The sequence below is a fragment of the Streptococcus sp. HMSC056C01 genome (assembly GCF_001811305.1).
Lineage (GTDB): Bacteria > Bacillota > Bacilli > Lactobacillales > Streptococcaceae > Streptococcus.
Window position 1 is genome coordinate 106,779 of sequence record NZ_KV804181.1, and the last position, 20,376, is coordinate 127,154.

Below are 20,376 nucleotides of genomic sequence, written 5' to 3' on the forward strand. Positions count from 1 at the left end.
TAGTTTGCTCTTTGATTTTCATTGAGTATAAAATCCTAATTTTTCAAAGATTTCTGAGAAGTTTTGGATAATAGTTTCAAGTGAAACTTGAACTTCTTCTCGAGTTTGGTTGTTCTTGACTGTCACTTGTCCGCTTTCGACTTCGCTCTCTCCAAGAGTGATAAGAGTCTTAGCAGCAAAAACATCGGCTGACTTGAATTGCGCTTTGAGTTTACGGTTGAGGTAATCACGCTCTGCTTTGAAACCTTGTAGGCGAAGAGCTTGTACCAACTCCAAGGCTTTAAGATTTGCTCCTTCACCGAGAACGGCGATATAGACATCTAGGGCGTTTTCGATAGGGAGAGACACACCTTGCTTTTCAAGGACGAGAAGCAGACGCTCTACACCAAGTCCAAAACCAAATCCAGCAGTCTCAGGACCACCAAAATAGGCAACCAAGCCATCGTAGCGACCACCTGCACAGACTGTCAAGGCATTGCCCTCAATCTCAGTGATGAATTCAAAAATCGTGTGGTTGTAGTAGTCCAAACCACGAACCATATTGGTATCGATGATGTAATCTACTCCAAGATTTTCCAGCATCTGACGGACAGCAGCAAAGTGGGCTTGGCTTTCTTCATCAAGGTAATCCAAGATAGACGGCGCATTCTCTACTGCCACCTTGTCTTCTTTTTCCTTAGAGTCCAAAACACGGAGAGGATTTTCCTCCAAGCGACGTTGGCTATCCTTAGACAAGATCTCCTTAAGTGGTGTCAAATAGTCAATCAAGGCTTGACGGTAGGCCGTACGGCTCTCTGGATTTCCAAGAGTGTTGAGGTGGAGTTTGACCCCTTGAACACCGATTGCTTTCAAAAAGTGGGCTGCCATAGCGATTGTTTCCACATCTGTCGCTGGATTGCTAGAACCAAAGCACTCCACACCGATCTGGTGGAATTGACGCAAGCGACCTGCTTGTGGGCGCTCATAGCGGAACATTGGCCCCATGTAGTAGAACTTGCTTGGTTTTTGAACTTCTGGTGCGAAGAGTTTATTTTCCACATAAGAACGAACAACTGGTGCTGTTCCCTCTGGACGGAGAGTGATATGGCGGTCACCCTTGTCGTAAAAGTCATACATTTCCTTGGTTACGATATCAGTTGTGTCTCCAACCGAACGACTGATGACTTCGTAGTGCTCAAAAATAGGCGTGCGTACTTCTGCATAGTTGTAGCGTTTGAAGATTTCACGCGCAAATCCTTCAACGTACTGCCATTTGGCAGACTCAGCAGGTAAAATATCCTGTGTTCCTTTTGGCTTTTGTAATTTCATAGGGAATCCTCTTTATAACTTAATAGTCCTATTTTACCATAAATGAAGGGATTGGGACAGTCTGAAAAGAAGACGAACACCTAAATTTCATTTTTGAGATTGAGACTTGTCAGAAGAATAGCTATCAGAGAAAGACCTACGAAAAGTATCCAAGTCAACTGTATATCCCATACCGCCACCAGTGAAAAACAGGCCGTCCCCACTGGTATAGATAGAGTAAACAACAAACCTAAAAAATTACTGGTACGAGAGAGAACCTCTGGAGCAAGATTTTTCATGAGCAGAGCACTAATTTTTGGAGAAATTTTCCCAGAAACATACATGGTAAAAAAGACGAAAATCATCCCGAGCAAGACTTGGTTTAACAAATTAGATAGACCAACTAGACTGGCTCCTAATGTGACCCACATCATCAATCTAGGTAAAGATTGCTTCCCAAAATAATCATTTCCAGTAAGGCTACTGATGATAACTGCTAATAAGGTAGTCAATTGTAAGATAAACAAGGCATTCTTGTAGGAGAAATCCAGTAATGAATGATTTAAAAGGAAGATGTTATAGATACCACCTAAGGCACCACCCAAAGCATTGATAATCAAGATAGCAAAGAGCATAAAACCAAAGTTTTTCTGTCCACTTTTAAGAAAAACGAGACGTAAGTTTCGGTAAATCGTTAAAAACTGATCTTTGATAGAAAGTTTCTCACTTTTCAGTGATTTACTATCAACAAGTTGAGTTGATAAGCTTAATTCAGCCCTTCCTAAAAAGAGAATGAGAGCTGACACTAGGAAAAATATGGCATTGATTCCCGCTACGAGCGAAAAGTTCTGTGTTGACACCCCTAATAGCCAAACTCCAAAAGCTTGGCCGCCAATCGCAGAGATGTAGGTAATAAACTGCGAAAAGGAATAGGCCTCCATCAGATCTGACTCTGCTACCTTTTCTTTAACGAGAGGCATTCGCAAGCCACCAGCAAAATCACTGGCTACATCACTAAGGACATTGATGAGGCAAAGGGTCGAAAAGGCAAAGAAACTAGCTTGCTGAACAACTAGGGCTGCTAGAAAAAATAAAACCGCCTGAAATAAACCGACATAGGTCATCCATTTAACCTTGTCCTTGGTATAATCTGCCCGAATTCCCACAAAAACTGTAAAAAGAGTTGGAAGCATCATCACAACATTCGCCATGGCAACGGCAACAGAAGCCTCTGGCAAAGTCGAGGCATAGACCACAAATACTAAGTTAAAAATGGAAGCACCAAAAGCATTGAAAAATCGTGATAAGCTCAAAACTCTGTATGCTTGATTTCGTAGTAATAGTTTCATATAGATTCCTTTCTTTCTCACATTCTGCTTTTATAGTAGTTCTAGTATAGCATCAAGAATCCCTCAAGAATACTTTTTTGAATATATGCAACAGATTGAACGAATAACGAAAACGCTAGAATTTGTCTAATGTTAATTGGTATCTTCCCAGTCCTATCGTTTCAATTTCATTTATCCAGTTGCAGATATTCAACACTCTATGGCGCTCCTATAATAATCTGCAGATTTGCTACAACCAATCATTTCAAAAATACGGACAGCGTCCTCCATTTTTCTCTGCCCTTCCTCTACTCTTCCTTGCTTACTATCAAGCAAACCTTCTGCCCATAGGTAGACTATTCGAAAATAGGTTTCATTTTCTTCAAAGAAGTTCTGTTCAATTTGTTTTTTGAAATAGAGGGCATTGGTAACATCATCAACTTCAATACAGGCCATAAAACCATTGAGGAGCAAGGTGTGCATCATATTCCGATTTTTCCCCACTCCTTGCAAGAAATCTGACTTCCGCAACATTTCCCGAGTATACTTTGTCAAAAGCTGGACTGATAAAAGAGGAGAGCAGGAAGAAAAGAACGAAAGTTCATAGAGCCCCCAAATTTCAACAGAGAATAGATAATCATGTAGGACTCTTTCTTCCTCAGAGGTCAATGTAACCGTCTCATCAATAGCTTTCATATAGGATTTTATCAAAATAGCATTGAGAATGTGTTGCTGTCTATCCTTTGAAAAAGGAAGTCGTTGATATTCTCTCTGGTAGATAGTGCGCAAGGATGTCAAATCTTGAGGGTCGATAGCCTCAAAGATTCTATTTCTAAATTCAGAATAGGCATCCTGATGAAAACCTCTCGCCAAAAATAACAATTCTTCCATACTCACATGAATATTCTCCAAAGCTGTGATTAACTTTGGAGCAGATATTTCACTCTGACCATTTTCAAAACGCGACAATAAGGATGCTGAAAAGCGTCCACCTGTTGCTTTTCTCAAGGAAATTTTTCTTGATTCTCGTAACTCTTTAAAAACTTTTCCTAAATTCTTCATCCTCTTACCACTCGTCTTTTATTTTTTCCTATTTTACCACATTTCCTAATAAATACTAGTTCCAAACCAGCATTTACAATCTGAGCCAAGCATGGTACAATGAAAAACATCAGATATACGAAGGAGAATTTATGAAAAAGAATATCTTGACGACCCTTGTAGCTGCCCTTGTCTACTTTCTCTGCATCGGAGTAGGAGTTCTACTAGGAAACCTTGTCGACCACACTGGAAATATGTTTTACGCCCCTGCCTTTTCTGCTCTTGTGGGTGGTAGCGTCTATATGATCCTTTTAGCAAAAGTGCCTCGTTTTGGAGCGATTACAACGATTGGGCTTGTGATTTCTCTCTTTTTCCTCGGGAGTAAGCATGGTGCTGGTGCCTTTCTTCCAGGAATCATCTGCGGTCTTGCAGCAGATGGCATTGCTCATCTTGGCCACTGCAAAGATAAGGTCAAGAACCTTCTTTCCTTCCTAGTTTTTGCTTTTGGTACTACTGGTCCCATCCTACTCATGTGGTTGACACCTCAAGCTTACATAGCAACCCTAGTTGCTCGTGGAAAATCTCAGGACTATATCGATCGCATCATGGTCGCGCCAAATCTCACTACCATTCTTCTCTTTGTAGCAAGCGTCCTTATCGGTGCTCTACTCGGTTCCCTTATTGGACAAGCGCTGAGTAAGAAATTAACACATAAACAGTAACAAAAAAGCCCCTTGTCTCTAATATTTATTTGAGACAAGGGGCTTTTTTTAATGAAATATTTAAAATTCACTATAGATGAAATCTTGAATGTTCGAAAAATCGGTCACAAAACAGTAGATTACGATGCTTAAAATAACTGTGTAGAAAAACAAGGTCCACAATAGTAAACGATGTGTGTCAGTTAGTTTCATTTGCAAATTTGTAAAGTTCTTTTTCAACTTCCATCCATCCTTTCACCCCAACGTGCATCACGTCAAATAAAAAGTAATCTTCATACTCTTTATTTCCATAGTTTAACACCGTAGCACCGTGGTTTTTGGCAATATTTTCTATTTTTTTGTAAGTTTCTTCACGCATTTCTCGTGAAACACCTGTGTAATCATTCCATTTACCATTTACAGGAAAGATAATGACTTCAACTTCAATTCCCAATTCCTTTGCAACTGTCAAGAAGAGTTCCATATCTGAATACTCTGGTGACTCTATGTAGCTTAAGTCTTTGTTAGAATCTTTCAACGAAGCATAGCGGTCTCTCAAATAAGTATTGTAGTAGTTGTTATCCACAGCGTAATCATTGTTGTCTGTTTTCTTTTTAACTTCTGCTACAAATTGCTCTGTCATCTGTTCCCAATTATAGGTAGGTGTTTTATCTCCTAATGAAGGATAATCTGATTTGGCATGATTTTCATAGAATTTTCGTTTAAGTTTAAAGGAATAAACTGCATTGTCAAGCTCCAACAGTTTTTTATCAACGATTGTCCCTTTTCCTTCTATAAAATAGCTTTTATACTTTTTATAGATATCATTTTGTTGTTTGTTTCCTTTGGTAATCTCAATAATGCGATTAATCAGTTTTTCTTTGGTTTCCTTACTGATTTTCTCGTTATCTAGCATGTGAAAAATATGTTCCTGAGAGGCCTTGTTTAAGAAGGCGTCTTGATGAGTCCCATCCTTTTCGAACCATTGAACAGACTCTACAATGGCTACTTTTCGCTTACTCATAGCCCCCTCAATCGAGCTCAAGGTTGTAGCTTGAATGATATTTTGAGAGTAACTGGTTCCTATCTGCATAATATTAAAATCATTGTAGTTAAAGATTTTATTGGGATGATATTCTTCATTTATCGTCGCAACTAACTCTGAGGAACCCATTAGAACTAGTGTATTGGGAGTGATATTATTTGTTAGAATATCTCTACTTTTATACTTTTCATAAGAAGTGCTGTAGCGAATACTATTGTCCTTGACTTTATAATAGTCGTCAATCTTCTTGACATATGTCACATTTAAAAGAGCAAGAGTCGCAATTACGAGCACAAGCGAAAGTAAAAATGCTTTTAACTTAATCATCTTGTTTTGTCCAATCTCCTTATTTTAGCAGATCTCTTTATCTACTTAGAATTGCCATCATTATCTTATAAGGCTCACCTGAAAAGATAAAGAAGCCAACCATAACTAAATTCATGGTCACAAACCAACTTATTAGCTTGTACCAAGTTTTATTTTTATGTTTCTTATAAAAAGTGCTTTTCTTTTGATAAATTTCAAATCCAGACATCAAGATTCCATGGTAAAAACCATAAGCGATGTAGCTAACACTAATTCCATGCCAAAATCCCATAACCAACATGTTGACCATATAGGCATAGGCTGCATTGTGTAATCTATTCTTAAACCATTTTTTTCTGATAACCTGCATCAAAACTCTTGAAAATACGAAATCTCTCAACCATGTTGACAAGGTGATGTGCCATCTAGTCCAGAAATCCTTGATATCAATACTCAAGAAAGGTTTATTGAAATTCATCGGTGTCTGAATACCTAGAATGTTGCTACTTCCAACGGCCATCAAACTATACCCCGCAAAGTCAAAGAACAGATAAAGAGTATACAGGTACATATATTTGATTGAGTAGACAACTGTACCAGTATTACTTAGAGCAAGTAGCATCTGGTAAACATAGGTTGATAAAACAACCTTGTAGAAAAGGCCTAAAACGATGCGATAAATACCATCCCCTGCTAACTCTAGGTAGTCCTTTCTAGGCATGACTTCGTTGATCTCTTTTAGAAATCTTCTGCTACGATCGATTGGTCCAGAACTAACTGTAGGGAAAAAGAGTAGAAACTGCAGATAATCTTTTACACTGATTCTTTCTTTGATTAAACCATCCGATATTTCTAGCATGATCTGAATGGTCTTAAAGGACATGTAGGAAATCCCAATAAAAGCCAACAAATGTAGCTGGGTTATAGCAAAGACTTTATTGACCACTAAAGGTAAAATGGATAATATAACTAGAGGTTTCAACCGTTTTGAGTCCATTCTTTGTGCTATGAAAACTAGGACATATTGGTAGATAATGAAAGCCAATAGATAAACGACCATGGCTTTACTCTTACCATAGATGGCTCCTGCAAATAAAATTGACAGACTTAAAATATAATAATCCTTACGCTGGCCAAAGTAGTTTAAAACAAAGCCAATCAGTAAAACTACAAACAATAGAAGGAAAAACTCATTCCCCTCAAAATAATTCATACTAGCCGAACTCCTTTATCATTTCATAATTCTCTACAGATAGATCACTACCTTAGTCATATCGAAATATGCTTTCTCATTATACCATACTTCCAAAAGTTTATTCCACTTGAATAACAAATATAGTTTATAAAAAGAACCACACAGCTCTCAGTAGGTAGACAAACCCTTTCGGTAATTTTACTACATCTTGAAAACTCTTAGAAATGCTGAAACATGCTATTTTTAAGAGTTTTTTTATTTTCTCTAATAAAAGAAAAAGATTGAAGAAAATTGTCCAAAATTGACTTTTTCTTCAATCTGAGAGCTAGCTGGCTCTTTTTTTATTTATGACTTAATTTCTTGGTCAAAAAGTCTCCCAAGAACTGAATTGTAAAGATAATCAGGATAATGATGAGTGTCGCAAGGACTGTTACATCATGATTGAAACGGTTAAATCCATAGGCGATAGCTACGTTACCGATACCACCTGCTCCGACCGCTCCCGCCATAGCTGTTTCACCAACTAGTGAAATCAAGGTCACAGTTGTCACACGGATCAAGTCTGGTAGACCTTCTGATAGGTAAACACCTACGATGTCCCAGAAAGTAGCTCCGCTAGCTTGAGCTGCCTCGATGACACCGCCATCTAGCTCTGCCAATACCACCTGTACCTGACGAGCAAAGAAGGCAAAGACTGCAAAAGATAGGGGTACAATAGCCGCATTTGGTCCGATACTTGTCCCTACGATTAGATGAGAGAAGGGTGACAAGACAGCCAAGAGAATGATAAATGGCACCGCACGGAAGATAGAGGTAATCTTGTCTAAAATCCAGAAAACAACTTTATTTTCCAAGACACCACCTGGAGCTGTCAAGACAAGGAAAAGCCCTGCAACCAGCCCTAGGAAACCTCCGATGAGGAAGGAAAGAACCGTCATATAAAGGGTCAAGTAGATTGCTGTTCCCCAGCCAGCCTGACCAGACCAACCCATCTTGTAGACGTTTGGTAAGTATGCTTTAATCAATTCTGCCATCTTACTGTCCTCCCCTCAATACTTTTAGTTGCACACCAGCCTGACGAATGGCATCTTGAGCGCTTATCAAAGCTTCTTTTTCTCCTGACAAGACAACCACAAGTTCACCTACAGGAGTACCATCCAAAATTTCAATGTTTCCATAGAGAATATTGGCTGTTACTTGGTAGTGCTTGTACAATTCATTCAAAAGCGGCTCATCTGTAGAAGCGCCTGCATACTTGAGTTGTACCAAAATGCTGTTTTCAGATAAGTGCTCTACGATTTCCTGTTTCTCAATCTTGACCATAGCTTCATCAATACCTGTCGCAGTTGAGATAAAGTCCTGAGTCAATGGTTGCTTAGGATCAGAGAAGATTTCAAGAACGCTACCTTCCTCAATCAAGCGACCATCCTGCATCACTGCCACACGGTTAGCAATGTCTTTGACAATCTGCATCTCGTGTGTAATCAAGACAATGGTCAAACCTAGTTTACGGTTCAATTCTTGCAAGAGTGACAAGATTTGTTTCGTTGTCTTTGGGTCAAGAGCTGAAGTTGACTCGTCTGAAATCAAGATTTTTGGATCATTGGCCAAGGCACGCGCAATAGCCACACGTTGTTTTTGACCTCCAGATAGTTGTGAAGGATAGTTTTCGGCACGGTCAGCCAAGCCCACCAAGTCGAGCAATTTAGCTACTTTAGCCTTCTTTTCTTCCTTGCTGAGCCCAGAGTGTTTGAGGGCAAAGGCTACGTTTTCCTCTGCTGTTTTCTGACTCATAAGGTTAAAGTGTTGGAAAATCATCCCAATATCTTGACGTTTATGACGTAATTGCTCAGCAGTTAAGGTAACCTTGCCATCAAAAATTACATCATTATCTACAGTAATTCGACCTGCAGATGGTTTTTGCAAGAGGTTAATCACACGAACTAGGGTTGATTTCCCTGCCCCAGAATATCCAACGATTCCGTAGATATCCCCTTCTTGGATGTGAATAGTCACATCCTTGACCGCTGTGATGGTTCTTTTCTTTTGGTGAAAAGTCACATCGATCTGATCTAACTTGATAATATCTCTACTCATAGCTTCTAATCAGCTCCTCTACTAATTCAATATGGGTGTAATAATCTGCGATTCGCACATTTTCATCTCCACCATGGTCTCGGCTATTAGCATTTCCTAGACCAAAGGCAACCATAGGTACTTCTAAGGCATCAAAGACCGTATGCATAGGTCCTGTCCCAGCTGTAGTCGGCAAGACAGATACGCCCTGTGGATAGAATTTCTTGGCTAACTCAATAACATTGAGAATAGATGGTGCACTCATATCGCTTCGATAACTCATCTCACCCAAGGTATAGCATAATTCTACCTTATCAAAGCCGTTTTTGTCTAGTTGTTTCCGGATTTTCTCCAAAACATCATGTGGGTCCAAGCCAGGAACCAAACGAACCTCTAGCTTGGCACTAGCCTCTGCTGGTAGAATCGTTTTAACTCCTTGCCCCTGATAACCAGACTGAATCCCTTCGATATTGAGTGCTGGTTCAAAGAAGAAACGCTTTAGAAAGGCTGTACGTTCCTCTTGTAAAAGTGGCAATTCCAAGCCATAAATCTGGCTGATTTCCTCTGGATTGCGTTGAGCATAGGTTTCAACCAAGGCTAACTCTCGTTCATTAGGCTCTTGAACCTCATCGTACAAGCCCTCAACTAAAATACGTCCATCTGCAGCTCGCAAACTGGTCAAGGCTTGAATCAGATACCAAGGCGCTGACTCTACAATACCGCCATAGCTAGAGTGGATATCCACATCGGCACTCTTGACCTTGGCATCAAAGGTTACAATTCCTTTGTTCCCACCAGAGATTTCTAGCTGTTCCAAGGCATTTTTGGTTCCTTGTTCCCAGACCAATAAATCTGCACCACGAAGCTTGTCCGCATGTTTTTCTAGATATTTATCCAAGTCCATAGAGGCAGACTCTTCAGCTCCTTCCATGATGAAACTGATATTGACTGGTAGATCATCATGATGCTGCATGTATTTTCTAAGAGCACTCAAGCGGGCAGTGATATGTCCCTTGTCATCATCAACCCCGCGTCCATACATGATGCCATCACGCACAGAAAGCGTAAATGGATCCTCTATCCAGACTTGGTCGCTATCCGCAGGTACTGTGTCATAGTGGTTGTAGAAAATGATAGTCTTGGCATTTGGGCGTGAACTTTTAAAATGCGCCATGACAAAGGGTGCCGTATAACTCTCATCAATCTCGACCTCTGCACCTACACGCTTGAAGATCTCGCCTAGATAACGAGCCACTTCTTTCAAGCCGACTTGTTGGGCAAAGACTGATTTTTTAGAAATCAAGGTCCGCAAAACTTCAAAGTAATGTTGCGCCACATGATCCTTTTCAAACTTTTCAATTTGTTCTTCTTGGCTAGGGAAAACCATTTTCTCTCTACCTTTCTACTAGGACTTGTACCTTTGGAATCAATACAAGTGGATGTTCCTTTTCTTTAGTCTCTATATAAAAGCAAGAGGTGGAAAAAATCTCTCCCACCTCCCTGTGTTTATTACCAAACTGGTTGATCCAAGCCGTCTGAAGTTTCTTCGATGACTTTTTTCACTTCGTCAGTGTGGTAAGCTGCGATAATTTTCTTGATTGCATCAGCTTTAGGTGATGATTCCCAATCTTTTTTCGCAACGATGATGTTGTACCATTGTTTTGAGTTTTCGTCAGCTTGCTCTTTAAAGAGTGCTTTCTTGTAGTCCAATTTTGCTTCTGTAACAAAAGTGTTGTTTACAACTGCTGCATCAACTGATGTCAATGAACGAGCTGTTTGGCTAGCATCCAACTCAGTGATTTTCAAGTTCTTTGGATTTTCTTTGATGTTTGCGATTGTAGCAAGTTCAGTTCCTGAAACATCCAATTTAATCAAACCTGCTGATTGAAGAAGGTAAAGGGCACGGCTTTCGTTAGTAGCATCGTTTGGAATTGCGATTTCACCGTTATTTGGGATTTCTTCCACTTTAGTGTACTTGTTTTCTTCCCCGTTTTTACCTGAGTAAAGGCGGATTGGTGAGATATAAGTATCTGCAATCGCTACAAGGTCCTTACCGTTTTCTTTGTTCCAGTTGTTCAAGAAGTTGTAGTGTTGGAAAGCGTTCAAGTCTACTTCACCATCAGCAGTTGCTTTATTTGGTTGTGAGTAGTCTGTAAACTCTGTGAATTCCAATTTAATTCCGTCTTTTTCAACCAATTCTTGGACTTTGTCCCAGCGTGCTTCTTCTGAACCGCTACGGTTAACAGTCGCAATTTTAACTGTAGTTGTATTGTCTGCTTTCTTGTCTGAATTTCCGCAAGCTGCAAGTGCAAGGCCTGCTACTGTAGCGATAGCTGCTACGCCTAACCATTTTTTGATTTTCATGATTCTTTCTCCTTTAAAAATAATACCGTAATAGTATCTCATACTTTATTTGATTTCGCAAATTGTTAATAGATAGGAAGACCTATAGTTTGAAACTATATACCTACAGAATGGAAAATCATCCATCTACCAGAGAATGGATGATTTAAAAATTTATTTAATATCAGCTTCTGCTGGCAGATAAGAACCGCCAAAGAACTGTTGAGATAGCTTTTCAAGGGTTCCATCTTTATATAATTCTTGGATGCGTTTGTCCACAAATGCCTTCAACTCATCTTGACCTTTGGCAAGAAGTGGGTATACGTAAGGTTGTTGGTCGCTTGGAAGTTCGATAACTTTCAAGTTATCCAAACCTTGGTCCTTGATGACTGTCTCTACACCGATTTTATCAAAAATCTTGTAGTCAAATCGGCCATCACTCAAACGTACCATGATTTGTTGGAAGTCCCCTTTAACGTAGTTAAGGATAGTTGGGTTATCTGAGTGTTGTTTGTTGTAGTCTTCTAGCTGTTTAGCAGATGTTGTTCCTTGAACAACTTCTGTTGATTTTCCACCGATATCATCAAACGATTTGATGCTAGAGTCATCTTTTTTCACTACAAGAACGTTAGGGTTTTTAGCAGTTGGAGCTGCATAAAGGTATTTTTCAGCACGTTCTTTAGTGTAGCTGATGTTGCTAACAGCCATTTGGTAACGATCAGCATCAAGTCCTGCAAAAACACCTGACCACTCTGTCTTCTCAAACTTGACAGTATACTTGTCAGAATCTTTAAAGATAGCGCGAACCACTTCAATCTCGTAACCAGTCAATTCGCCATTTTCTTCATAGTTGAATGGTTTTGGTGTAGCATTGGTTACAACGATAATTTCTTTTTTACTAGATGTTGCTTCACCAGATGCAGCATCTTTCTTTTCACTGCCTGAGCAAGCTACCAATACACCTGCGGCTACAAGCCCTAGAGCAGCAAGTGATGAATATTTAATAATTTTCTTCATAATATTTCCTCCAAAATAGAATATAGTCTTATTTTAACAGAAAAAAAGGAATTACGCTATTATATGATTTCTATATTTGTGATAGGTTTTCTTTATGGCTGATTAAAAGACCAAACGTAGGACTGCTATCAAGACCACTCCAAAGAGAACAGTCCCTACCAGATTGCGGTAACGAAAGGCTACAAAGGCCGTTGGAAAGACTGCTAAAAAGTCTAACCACTTTATTTGCGGAAGGCTTCCAACTTTTCCTGTCACCACACTTGAAAGAATCAAGGCAAAGATAATAGAAACTGGTAGAAATTTCAAAAAGCGCTCTACGATAGGCGGCAAACCCTTGTACTTGGCTAGGATAAAAGGAATCATTCTTGGAATCCAAGTCACCAAGCCAGAAAAGACAATTGCTAATAAAATATACTTACTGACCATCCAAGACCACCCCCATGGTACAACCTAGCAAGGTCGCAAACAGAACAGCTAATGACTGAGACACCACCGTCAAGAGCAAAAAGAAAGATACAGCTACAACTGCTAAAATTATGAAGAGATTGCGCAAAGGAATCCGTTTTTGCATAATCTGAAACTGGGAAGTAAAAATCCCAATAAACATCCCCACTAGGGCAAAATCTAAGCCAAAAATCTCTGGATTTGGTAGAAGTCCACCTAGAGCAGTTCCGACAACAGTCCCGACAAACCAAGCTACATAGCTGTTAAGGTTGTTCCCGTGCATCCACATAGGATTGACCTTATCCGTATGCACCAACTCGCCCATCAAAACGCCATAGGTCTCATCGGTCAAAAGACTGGACATACCGATATTGTGCCAGAGACTGGTATGACGGAAATAGGTAGACGCATGTAAGCTCAACAAAAATAGACGCAAATTGATCAAAAAGACCGTCATGGCAATGGCTGCCACAGGCGCTTGAACTGCTATCAAAGCTATCATGGCAAACTGGGCACTCCCAGCATAAACAAAGAGACTCATCAGGCCCATTTCTAGTGGTGTCACATAGGGCGAACCGATAATGCCACAGGCAAGGCCGATGCTAACATAGCCCAGAGCCGTCGGCACCGCAGCCTGCACACCCTCCCAAAATCCTTTTTCTTTCATAGACTTCCTCACTAATCATTCCTTCAGCAACTGTTTCCCAAACAGTCACAGCAAACATTATTATAACATATTCGTAAAATAGAAAAAAGTTTAGAGTTTGAAGCTAGTAAAAAGTACTCATCCAGGATACATTCGAAATTGATCCACTCGAATAGGATATTTGTCAACTTCAGGTTTTTCAACATATTCATTTTCTATCGGGTAAACATCAACCCAGAGTTCTTCTCTCTGCCCTTTTAACTTGACCTTAAATCGATAACCAACATCATCACCTGCCAAGGCATCAACTTTCAAGGACTGAAAGTTTGGTAGAGCTTCGATTTCTGCTTTTATATCTTGGGTCATGTGATAAAATATTTCTTTCTGTTGCGCTTTAGAAGGCATCGGAAAATAAATCGTCGCTTCTTGTAAACGATGCGATTTTGAAAAGGTGAAGATTGCTCGACCGCTATAATTCTTCCAATTAACCTTGTCATAATTATAAAAAAGACGCCCTGTTTTATAGAGATAAGGGTCTTCTGCATGCCAAGTATCTCGATAGCCAGTTGCTGTTTCTTCCACTACTTCATTTGGTTCTCCAAACGCTTCTTCAAAAGACTTCGTAGGCATATAAAATGAAAGTGACTCAAACACGACCAGTTGCGTCTTGGAAAAAGTCTGACAAGCTATTAGAATCAGGAGGAAAGTTCCAAGTACAAGCAGACTACTGATTATTTTTGTAAATTTCATATTTCTACTATACAAAAAAAATCGGTCATTTGTCCAAGATAAAAGAGTTAACTCTAGGCTAACTCTTTATTCTATAGTATCAAAAGCGAGGCTAGGTTTGGCATTTATCTCCAATCCTGCAAAGTTTTCTTTGTTCCACTCACTAACGCTTGCGTAGGCAATCATGCCTGCATTGTCCCCGCAAAGACGCAGAGGTGGAATGATAACCTTGACGTCAGTGATTTCAGCTGCCAAGCGTTCTCTTAATCCTTTGTTTGCTGCTACACCACCAGCTACAACGAGGGTTTTAACAGGGTATTTCTCTAAGGCTTTTTTAGTTTTTGCCATGAGAATATCCATGACTGCAGCTTGGAAAGAAGCAGATAGGTCTTCCTTGGACAAGCTTTCTCCCTTTTGCTCGGCATTGTGGTGAAGATTGATAAAGGCAGACTTCAAACCTGAAAATGAAAACTCCAGATTGTCTTCCTTAATCATGGCACGTGGGAAATCATAAACATCCTGACCTTGATGAGCCAACTCATCAATCTCCCGACCTGCTGGATAGGTCAAGCCCATGACACGTCCGACCTTATCATAGGCCTCACCAACCGCATCATCACGGGTTTCACCAACAATCTTATAATCACCAGCCTCAGAAACATAGACCAACTCTGTGTGTCCACCACTGACTAATAGAGCTAGTAAGGGGAATTCCAAAGGCTCCACACTTTGAGCTGCCATGAGGTGGCCAGACATGTGGTTAACGGGAATCAGCGGAAGTCCATGTCCCCAAGCAAAGGCCTTGGCAGCTGACAAACCAACAAGCAAGGCTCCGACCAAGCCTGGTCCATAAGTAACCGCAACAGCTGTTACATCTTCTTCTGTAATCCCTGCTTCTGCCAGCGCCTCCTCGATACAGGCTGTAATGACCTCAACATGGTGACGACTAGCCACTTCAGGAACTACGCCCCCAAAACGTTTGTGACTTTCAATTTGACTAGCAATGACATTGGATAAGAGCTCGTCATCGTTTTTCAGTACGGCGACACTGGTCTCATCACAGGATGTCTCAAATGCTAAAATATATCTATCCTTCATCTATTTCTCTCTTCATGATAATGGCATCCTCAACTGGATCATGGTAGTAGGACTTTCTCTCAGCGATGACTGCCATTCTTTCTTTCTTATAAAATGCCTGTGCTCGTTGATTTGACTTTCTGACTTCGAGGAAAATCTCCTTATCTGTCGTTAATTGAGCAAACAAGGCTGACGCGATTCCCTGACCTTGATAGGCTTTTTTGACAGCAATTTGCAGGACTTCTGCTTCAAATAGATTCTCCTGCACAGCTAGAAAGCCAATCACTTCTTCCCCATCATAAGCTAGAGCATACCAGGTCTGGTCTTGGGACAGGTCTGCTTGGATTTGTTCCAGAGTCCAAGGACTGACTGGGTATACATCTACCATGACAGCATAGATGACTTGTGCCAAATCAGGCTGTTGTTGGATTCGTTTAATTTCTATCATAGGCGTTTAATGTAAGACTCGCCAGACTCGGTGTGATTCTTAAGCCAGTTTTCCTCAGCTTCTACACGCTTGAGGTAATTTGGCACAAAGTCATGCAAGGAGTCTGCTTCCTTATCCCAAGCCCAGAGGGCTAGATTCGCTGCATTTGGCAAGGTTTCCTGATAGTTAGCCTGTGGTAGTTGTTCTTGAATCTGCTCCACAAAGGCTCCCACTTCACCAACAAAAGTGACTTGTTCAGCATCTTTGACTTGCTCCAAAACTTCTGCAAAGGACAGATGCGCCTCTGGAAAGACAGGCTGAGCATTTTCATAAAATCCTGCGTAAACATTGTTGCGACGCGCATCCATCAAAGGTACTAAAAGACCTACTTGCTGGCTTGGTACCAGAGCCAAAAGGCTAGACATCCCCACTAACTCAATGTTCAGGGTATGAGCCAATGTCTTGGCAGTTGCTACCGCGATTCGCAAACCTGTGTAGCTACCTGGCCCCTCTGCTACAACGATTCGATCCAAATCTTTGGGCGTCAAATCTAGACTAGCTATCAAAAAATCGATGGCTGGCATAAGGGTAATACTGTGATTTTTTTTGATATTGATTGTCGTCTCGGCAAGAAGCTGCTTGTCCTCTAAAATAGCAAGAGAAAGAGCCTTGCTGGACGTATCAAAAGCTAATACTTTCATAACACATTCCTATCTTTTTGTCTGTTTACTATTATACTACAAAAGCCGACACATGGGAATTTTCTTTGTTTTGAAACCAAAAATGCCCTGCCAAACAGGCAGGACAAGAACTTAAGCATTCAAACCAAAGTAAAATACAAGCCAGACCACATAGGTTACAAGAAGGAGGAAGATAGAGTACAGTGTTACAAAGAGAATTTTCCAGTGTACAGCTATTTTTCTATGTTCCAGCCGAACAAATACTAAATTGCCACCGTAAACACAAGCAACAAAAACAGCAAATACCAAGAGACGAATCGCGATAGCTAGTTGAAACATAGAGAGCCTCCTTTCTCCAATTCTAAAGGCAAATATTTCAAAATCATCATCTAACGAAAAGGAGCCCAAGCAGTTGTAGCAGTATGTAGAATTTCCATCCAAATAGGTGAAACACAAAATCAAGCATAGCTAGTCCTCCTTAATCAAGAAAAACCTCTTTTCTAACTTTATTATAGCACTTGCATCGGATGTCTTCAAATACTTATACAAGGTATAATGAAACCCATTTCAAGCTCCTTACTTTCATGTTTCCTGCTTTTACTAATTCCCCTTTTTATGTTATAATTGAGATAATTGTAACGAATCAAGGTCAATAAAGACAAAAAATGAACTGGAATCAAACCAGCTTCAAACTGAGCATTTTTGAATATAGCTGACCTGAAAGCAGAAAGGAAACATATGATTTACAAAGTTTTTTATCAAGAAACAAAAGACCGTAGCCCACGTCGTGAAACAACACGCTCACTATACTTAGACATCGATGCTAGTTCAGAACTTGAAGGACGTATCGCTGCTCGCCAACTTGTCGAAGAAAATCGTCCAGAATATAATATCGAGTATATCGAACTCTTGTCTGACAAATTGCTAGACTACGAAAAAGAAACTGGCGCATTCGAAATTACGGAGTTCTAATATGGCCTACACTCTTAAACCAGAAGAAGTCGGCGTTTTTGCCATTGGTGGTCTAGGAGAAATCGGAAAAAACACATATGGTATCGAATACCAAGACGAAATTATCATCGTTGATGCAGGGATTAAATTCCCTGAGGATGACCTACTTGGTATCGACTACGTTATCCCTGATTACTCTTATATTGTAGAAAATATCGACCGTGTCAAGGCTCTCTTGATTACACACGGACACGAGGACCATATCGGAGGGATTCCTTTCTTGCTCAAGCAAGCAAACATCCCTATCTATGCTGGTCCACTGGCCCTTGCCTTGATCCGTGGCAAACTCGAAGAGCATGGACTTTTGCGCAATGCTACACTTCACGAAATCAACCACAACACAGAGTTGACCTTTAAAAACCTTAAAGCAACCTTCTTTAGAACAACCCACTCGATTCCAGAGCCATTGGGAATCGTCATCCATACACCTCAAGGGAAAATCGTTTGTACGGGAGACTTCAAGTTTGACTTTACACCAGTTGGGGAACCTGCAGACTTGCACCGTATGGCAGCCCTAGGTGAAGACGGAGTGCTTTGCTTACTCTCTGACTCGACCAATGCTGAAGTGCCAACCTTTACAAACTCTGAAAAGGTTGTCGGCCAGTCGATCATGAAGATCATCCAAGGTATCGAGGGACGTATCATCTTTGCATCCTTTGCCTCAAATATCTTCCGTCTCCAACAAGCAACGGAAGCCGCTGTTAAGACCGGGCGTAAGATTGCTGTCTTTGGGCGCTCTATGGAAAAGGCCATTGTTAACGGAATCGAGCTTGGCTACATCAAGGCGCCTAAAGGAACCTTCATCGAGCCAAATGAAATCAAAGACTACCCTGCGGGTGAGATTCTTATCCTCTGTACGGGAAGTCAGGGTGAGCCTATGGCTGCTCTCTCTCGTATCGCTAACGGAACCCACCGTCAGGTGCAACTCCAACCTGGTGATACCGTTATCTTCTCATCTAGCCCAATTCCAGGAAACACCACTAGCGTCAACAAATTGATTAACATCATTTCTGAAGCTGGTGTTGAAGTTATCCATGGTAAGATTAACAATATCCATACATCTGGACACGGTGGCCAGCAAGAGCAAAAACTCATGCTCCGCCTCATCAAACCAAAATACTTCATGCCTGTTCACGGTGAATATCGCATGCAAAAAGTCCACGCTGGACTTGCCGTAGATACTGGAGTTGAGAAGGACAATATCTTTATCATGAGCAACGGTGATGTGCTTGCCCTTACTGCAAATTCTGCTCGTATCGCAGGTCATTTTAACGCCCAGGATATCTACGTCGATGGTAATCGTATCGGTGAAATCGGTGCAGCTGTGCTTAAAGATCGTCGCGATCTATCTGAAGATGGTGTTGTACTGGCTGTCGCAACCGTTGACTTCAAGTCTCAGATGATTCTATCTGGACCAGATATTCTCAGCCGTGGATTTGTCTACATGAGAGAGTCCGGCGACTTGATTCGCCAAAGCCAACGTATCCTTTTCAATGCCATTCGTATCGCATTGAAAAACAAGGATGCCAGCGTCCAGTCTGTAAATGGCGCTATCGTAAATGCCATTCGACCATTCCTTTACGAAAATACTGAACGTGAACCAATCATCATTCCAATGATTCTCACACCAGATGAAGAATAATACTCTTCAAAAATCAAATTCAAACCACGTCAGCTTCGCCTTGCCGTACTCGAGTACAGCCTTTGGCTAGCTTCCTAGTTTGCTCTTTGATTTTCATTGAGTATAAGAAAAAATTCTCTGAAATCCTATGACTTCAGAGAATTTTTATTATTTCACGACAAGTTCATAACGAGTTTTGCTGGTGAAAGTTTCACCTGCTTTGAGGATGACTTGGTCTTTAAGATCGCTATGAATAGCATCTGGTAAAGCTTGTGCTTCAAGAGCAATTCCATTGTGCTGAATCATTGGCTGACCAGCGATGATGACACTCTCATCCACAAAGTTTGCTGTGTAGACCACAAAGCAAGGAGCCTCTGTCTTAAAGAGTAAGAAACGACCTGAGTTTTGATCATAAAGGAAACCAGCATTGTCATGTCCTGCAGGTAGCGCAAATGGATGGTCCAAACCAGATACGAGTTGGATTTGCTCATCTTCTTCTGCAAAGATATCTTTCAACAAGGCACCATTATAGATATGTTTGACCACATCACGATTAGCATCTGGGGTTTTAGCTGGAACACCATCAGGAGCAATTGGATAAATACCCTCTGTATTCAGTTGGAAGACATGGCGGTCAACTGTCTGAGTGAAATCACCTGACAAGTTAAAATAGCTATGATTAGTTGGATTGACCAAGGTATCCTGGTCTGTCGTTACCTTGTAACTAACTTCGTAGGCACCACTTTCTTCCAAGTTGTAGCTAATCCAGATCTTAAGATTTCCAGGGAAATCTCCAGTCCCGTCTGCTCTTTCTGTGTAAAGAGTCAAACCATGGTCACTCACTTCGACTAGCTCAAACAAGCTAGAATCCCAACCAGTTGAGCCACTGTGGTTACAGTTGCTAGCATTGTTAACTTCGAGTTCATAGGTCTTCCCATTGAGTTCAAATGTTGCACCTGCGATACGACCTGCAACTGGACCTACACTTGCTCCATGTTTAGGGCTATTGCCCACATAGCTTTCAAAATCATCAAAACCAAGAATAACATTGGCAAAATTGCCAGCCTTATCTGGAGTTACATAGCGTAAAATTGTTGCTCCATAGGTCATAATTTCCAGTTGGTAGCCTGCCTCCGTTTCAAAACGGTAAGCGAGGACATCCTTGTCATCAACTTTCCCAAATACACGTTCTGTGTATGCTTTCATCCTTCTCTCCTTTTTCTATTTCAATTAAGTAAACAAACCATAGAAAGCGCATTCACGTTCTATGGTTTTATTGTATGATTTACAGACACCTTTGTCAAGAAACCATAAATATTTTCTTAACAAAAGTAGTTCCTTCTATTTCCGTTCTATGCTTCTACACGGTCAGTCCATGAAGTAGCTGTTGTTTGAAGAACCT

General features: G+C 40.7%; 21 protein-coding genes. 3 read left to right on the forward strand and 18 right to left on the reverse strand.

Annotated features, from left to right (window positions below; translation table 11 throughout):
- Window positions 1-18: 18 nt before the first annotated feature.
- The 3 genes from hisS to HMPREF2795_RS00565 all read right to left on the reverse strand — a co-directional run bounded on the left by hisS (window position 19) and on the right by HMPREF2795_RS00565 (window position 3,677).
- Window positions 19-1,308, reverse strand: a complete 1,290-nt coding sequence (hisS, locus tag HMPREF2795_RS00555) for a histidine--tRNA ligase (protein WP_075227917.1) — start codon at window positions 1,306-1,308, stop codon at window positions 19-21.
- Window positions 1,309-1,388: 80 nt separating this feature from the next.
- Window positions 1,389-2,636 (reverse strand): MFS transporter, encoded by a 1,248-nt coding sequence (locus HMPREF2795_RS00560; protein ID WP_075227918.1) that lies wholly within the window; start codon window positions 2,634-2,636, stop codon window positions 1,389-1,391.
- 189 nt (window positions 2,637-2,825) lie between these two features.
- The gene (locus HMPREF2795_RS00565) at window positions 2,826-3,677 is read right to left on the reverse strand and encodes an Rgg/GadR/MutR family transcriptional regulator (protein ID WP_075227919.1); all 852 of its coding nucleotides are present in this window, start codon (window positions 3,675-3,677) and stop codon (window positions 2,826-2,828) included.
- Window positions 3,678-3,808: 131 nt separating this feature from the next.
- Between HMPREF2795_RS00565 and HMPREF2795_RS00570 the strand changes: the two genes are divergently transcribed.
- Window positions 3,809-4,378, forward strand: coding sequence for an MptD family putative ECF transporter S component (locus tag HMPREF2795_RS00570; RefSeq protein ID WP_075227920.1), 570 nt, complete (start codon window positions 3,809-3,811; stop codon window positions 4,376-4,378).
- A 178-nt stretch (window positions 4,379-4,556) separates the two neighbouring features.
- Here the strand turns inward: HMPREF2795_RS00570 and dltD are convergent, their stop codons facing one another.
- From dltD to HMPREF2795_RS00640, 14 genes are all read right to left on the reverse strand, one after another.
- Entirely contained in the window at window positions 4,557-5,729 is a 1,173-nt protein-coding gene (gene dltD / locus HMPREF2795_RS00575; protein WP_075227921.1) for a D-alanyl-lipoteichoic acid biosynthesis protein DltD, read from the reverse strand.
- Between the two features lie 37 nt (window positions 5,730-5,766).
- Complete coding sequence (dltB, locus tag HMPREF2795_RS00580; protein WP_075227922.1) at window positions 5,767-6,921, reverse strand: D-alanyl-lipoteichoic acid biosynthesis protein DltB; 1,155 nt, start codon at window positions 6,919-6,921, stop codon at window positions 5,767-5,769.
- Window positions 6,922-7,244: 323 nt separating this feature from the next.
- Window positions 7,245-7,937: a methionine ABC transporter permease gene (locus HMPREF2795_RS00585; protein ID WP_000818851.1), complete on the reverse strand. Its 693-nt coding sequence runs from the start codon at window positions 7,935-7,937 to the stop codon at window positions 7,245-7,247.
- A gap of 1 nt (window position 7,938) precedes the next feature.
- Window positions 7,939-9,000 (reverse strand): methionine ABC transporter ATP-binding protein, encoded by a 1,062-nt coding sequence (locus tag HMPREF2795_RS00590; protein ID WP_000085697.1) that lies wholly within the window; start codon window positions 8,998-9,000, stop codon window positions 7,939-7,941.
- Complete coding sequence (locus HMPREF2795_RS00595; protein ID WP_075227923.1) at window positions 8,993-10,366, reverse strand: M20 family metallopeptidase; 1,374 nt, start codon at window positions 10,364-10,366, stop codon at window positions 8,993-8,995. The genes HMPREF2795_RS00590 and HMPREF2795_RS00595 overlap by 8 nt, the downstream gene beginning before the upstream one ends.
- A 122-nt stretch (window positions 10,367-10,488) precedes the next feature.
- Entirely contained in the window at window positions 10,489-11,343 is an 855-nt protein-coding gene (locus HMPREF2795_RS00600; protein WP_000694516.1) for a MetQ/NlpA family ABC transporter substrate-binding protein, read from the reverse strand.
- A 153-nt stretch (window positions 11,344-11,496) separates the two neighbouring features.
- Complete coding sequence (locus HMPREF2795_RS00605; protein WP_075227924.1) at window positions 11,497-12,339, reverse strand: amino acid ABC transporter substrate-binding protein; 843 nt, start codon at window positions 12,337-12,339, stop codon at window positions 11,497-11,499.
- Window positions 12,340-12,441: 102 nt separating this feature from the next.
- On the reverse strand, window positions 12,442-12,765 hold the full coding sequence (locus HMPREF2795_RS00610; protein WP_045762538.1) for an AzlD domain-containing protein: 324 nt from the start codon (window positions 12,763-12,765) through the stop codon (window positions 12,442-12,444).
- Window positions 12,755-13,450, reverse strand: coding sequence for an AzlC family ABC transporter permease (locus tag HMPREF2795_RS00615; protein ID WP_075227925.1), 696 nt, complete (start codon window positions 13,448-13,450; stop codon window positions 12,755-12,757). The genes HMPREF2795_RS00610 and HMPREF2795_RS00615 overlap by 11 nt, the downstream gene beginning before the upstream one ends.
- Before the next feature lie 117 nt (window positions 13,451-13,567).
- Entirely contained in the window at window positions 13,568-14,179 is a 612-nt protein-coding gene (locus HMPREF2795_RS00620) for a hypothetical protein (RefSeq protein ID WP_007554427.1), read from the reverse strand.
- Window positions 14,180-14,245: 66 nt separating this feature from the next.
- Entirely contained in the window at window positions 14,246-15,256 is a 1,011-nt protein-coding gene (gene tsaD / locus HMPREF2795_RS00625; RefSeq protein WP_075227926.1) for a tRNA (adenosine(37)-N6)-threonylcarbamoyltransferase complex transferase subunit TsaD, read from the reverse strand.
- The gene (gene rimI / locus HMPREF2795_RS00630; RefSeq protein ID WP_000569843.1) at window positions 15,246-15,683 is read right to left on the reverse strand and encodes a ribosomal protein S18-alanine N-acetyltransferase; all 438 of its coding nucleotides are present in this window, start codon (window positions 15,681-15,683) and stop codon (window positions 15,246-15,248) included. Before rimI ends, tsaD begins: the two co-directional genes overlap by 11 nt.
- The gene (gene tsaB, locus HMPREF2795_RS00635; protein ID WP_075227927.1) at window positions 15,680-16,363 is read right to left on the reverse strand and encodes a tRNA (adenosine(37)-N6)-threonylcarbamoyltransferase complex dimerization subunit type 1 TsaB; all 684 of its coding nucleotides are present in this window, start codon (window positions 16,361-16,363) and stop codon (window positions 15,680-15,682) included. The genes rimI and tsaB overlap by 4 nt, the downstream gene beginning before the upstream one ends.
- Before the next feature lie 111 nt (window positions 16,364-16,474).
- Window positions 16,475-16,681, reverse strand: a complete 207-nt coding sequence (locus HMPREF2795_RS00640; protein WP_075227928.1) for a hypothetical protein — start codon at window positions 16,679-16,681, stop codon at window positions 16,475-16,477.
- A gap of 399 nt (window positions 16,682-17,080) precedes the next feature.
- Between HMPREF2795_RS00640 and HMPREF2795_RS00645 the strand changes: the two genes are divergently transcribed.
- A complete protein-coding gene (locus tag HMPREF2795_RS00645; RefSeq protein ID WP_000639568.1) occupies window positions 17,081-17,314 on the forward strand; it encodes a DNA-dependent RNA polymerase subunit epsilon in 234 nt (77 codons plus the stop codon).
- A gap of 1 nt (window position 17,315) precedes the next feature.
- A complete protein-coding gene (rnjA, locus tag HMPREF2795_RS00650) occupies window positions 17,316-18,995 on the forward strand; it encodes a ribonuclease J1 (protein ID WP_045762525.1) in 1,680 nt (559 codons plus the stop codon).
- A gap of 147 nt (window positions 18,996-19,142) precedes the next feature.
- Here the strand turns inward: rnjA and HMPREF2795_RS00655 are convergent, their stop codons facing one another.
- Window positions 19,143-20,180 (reverse strand): aldose epimerase family protein, encoded by a 1,038-nt coding sequence (locus HMPREF2795_RS00655; protein WP_075227929.1) that lies wholly within the window; start codon window positions 20,178-20,180, stop codon window positions 19,143-19,145.
- Window positions 20,181-20,376 lie beyond the last annotated feature (196 nt).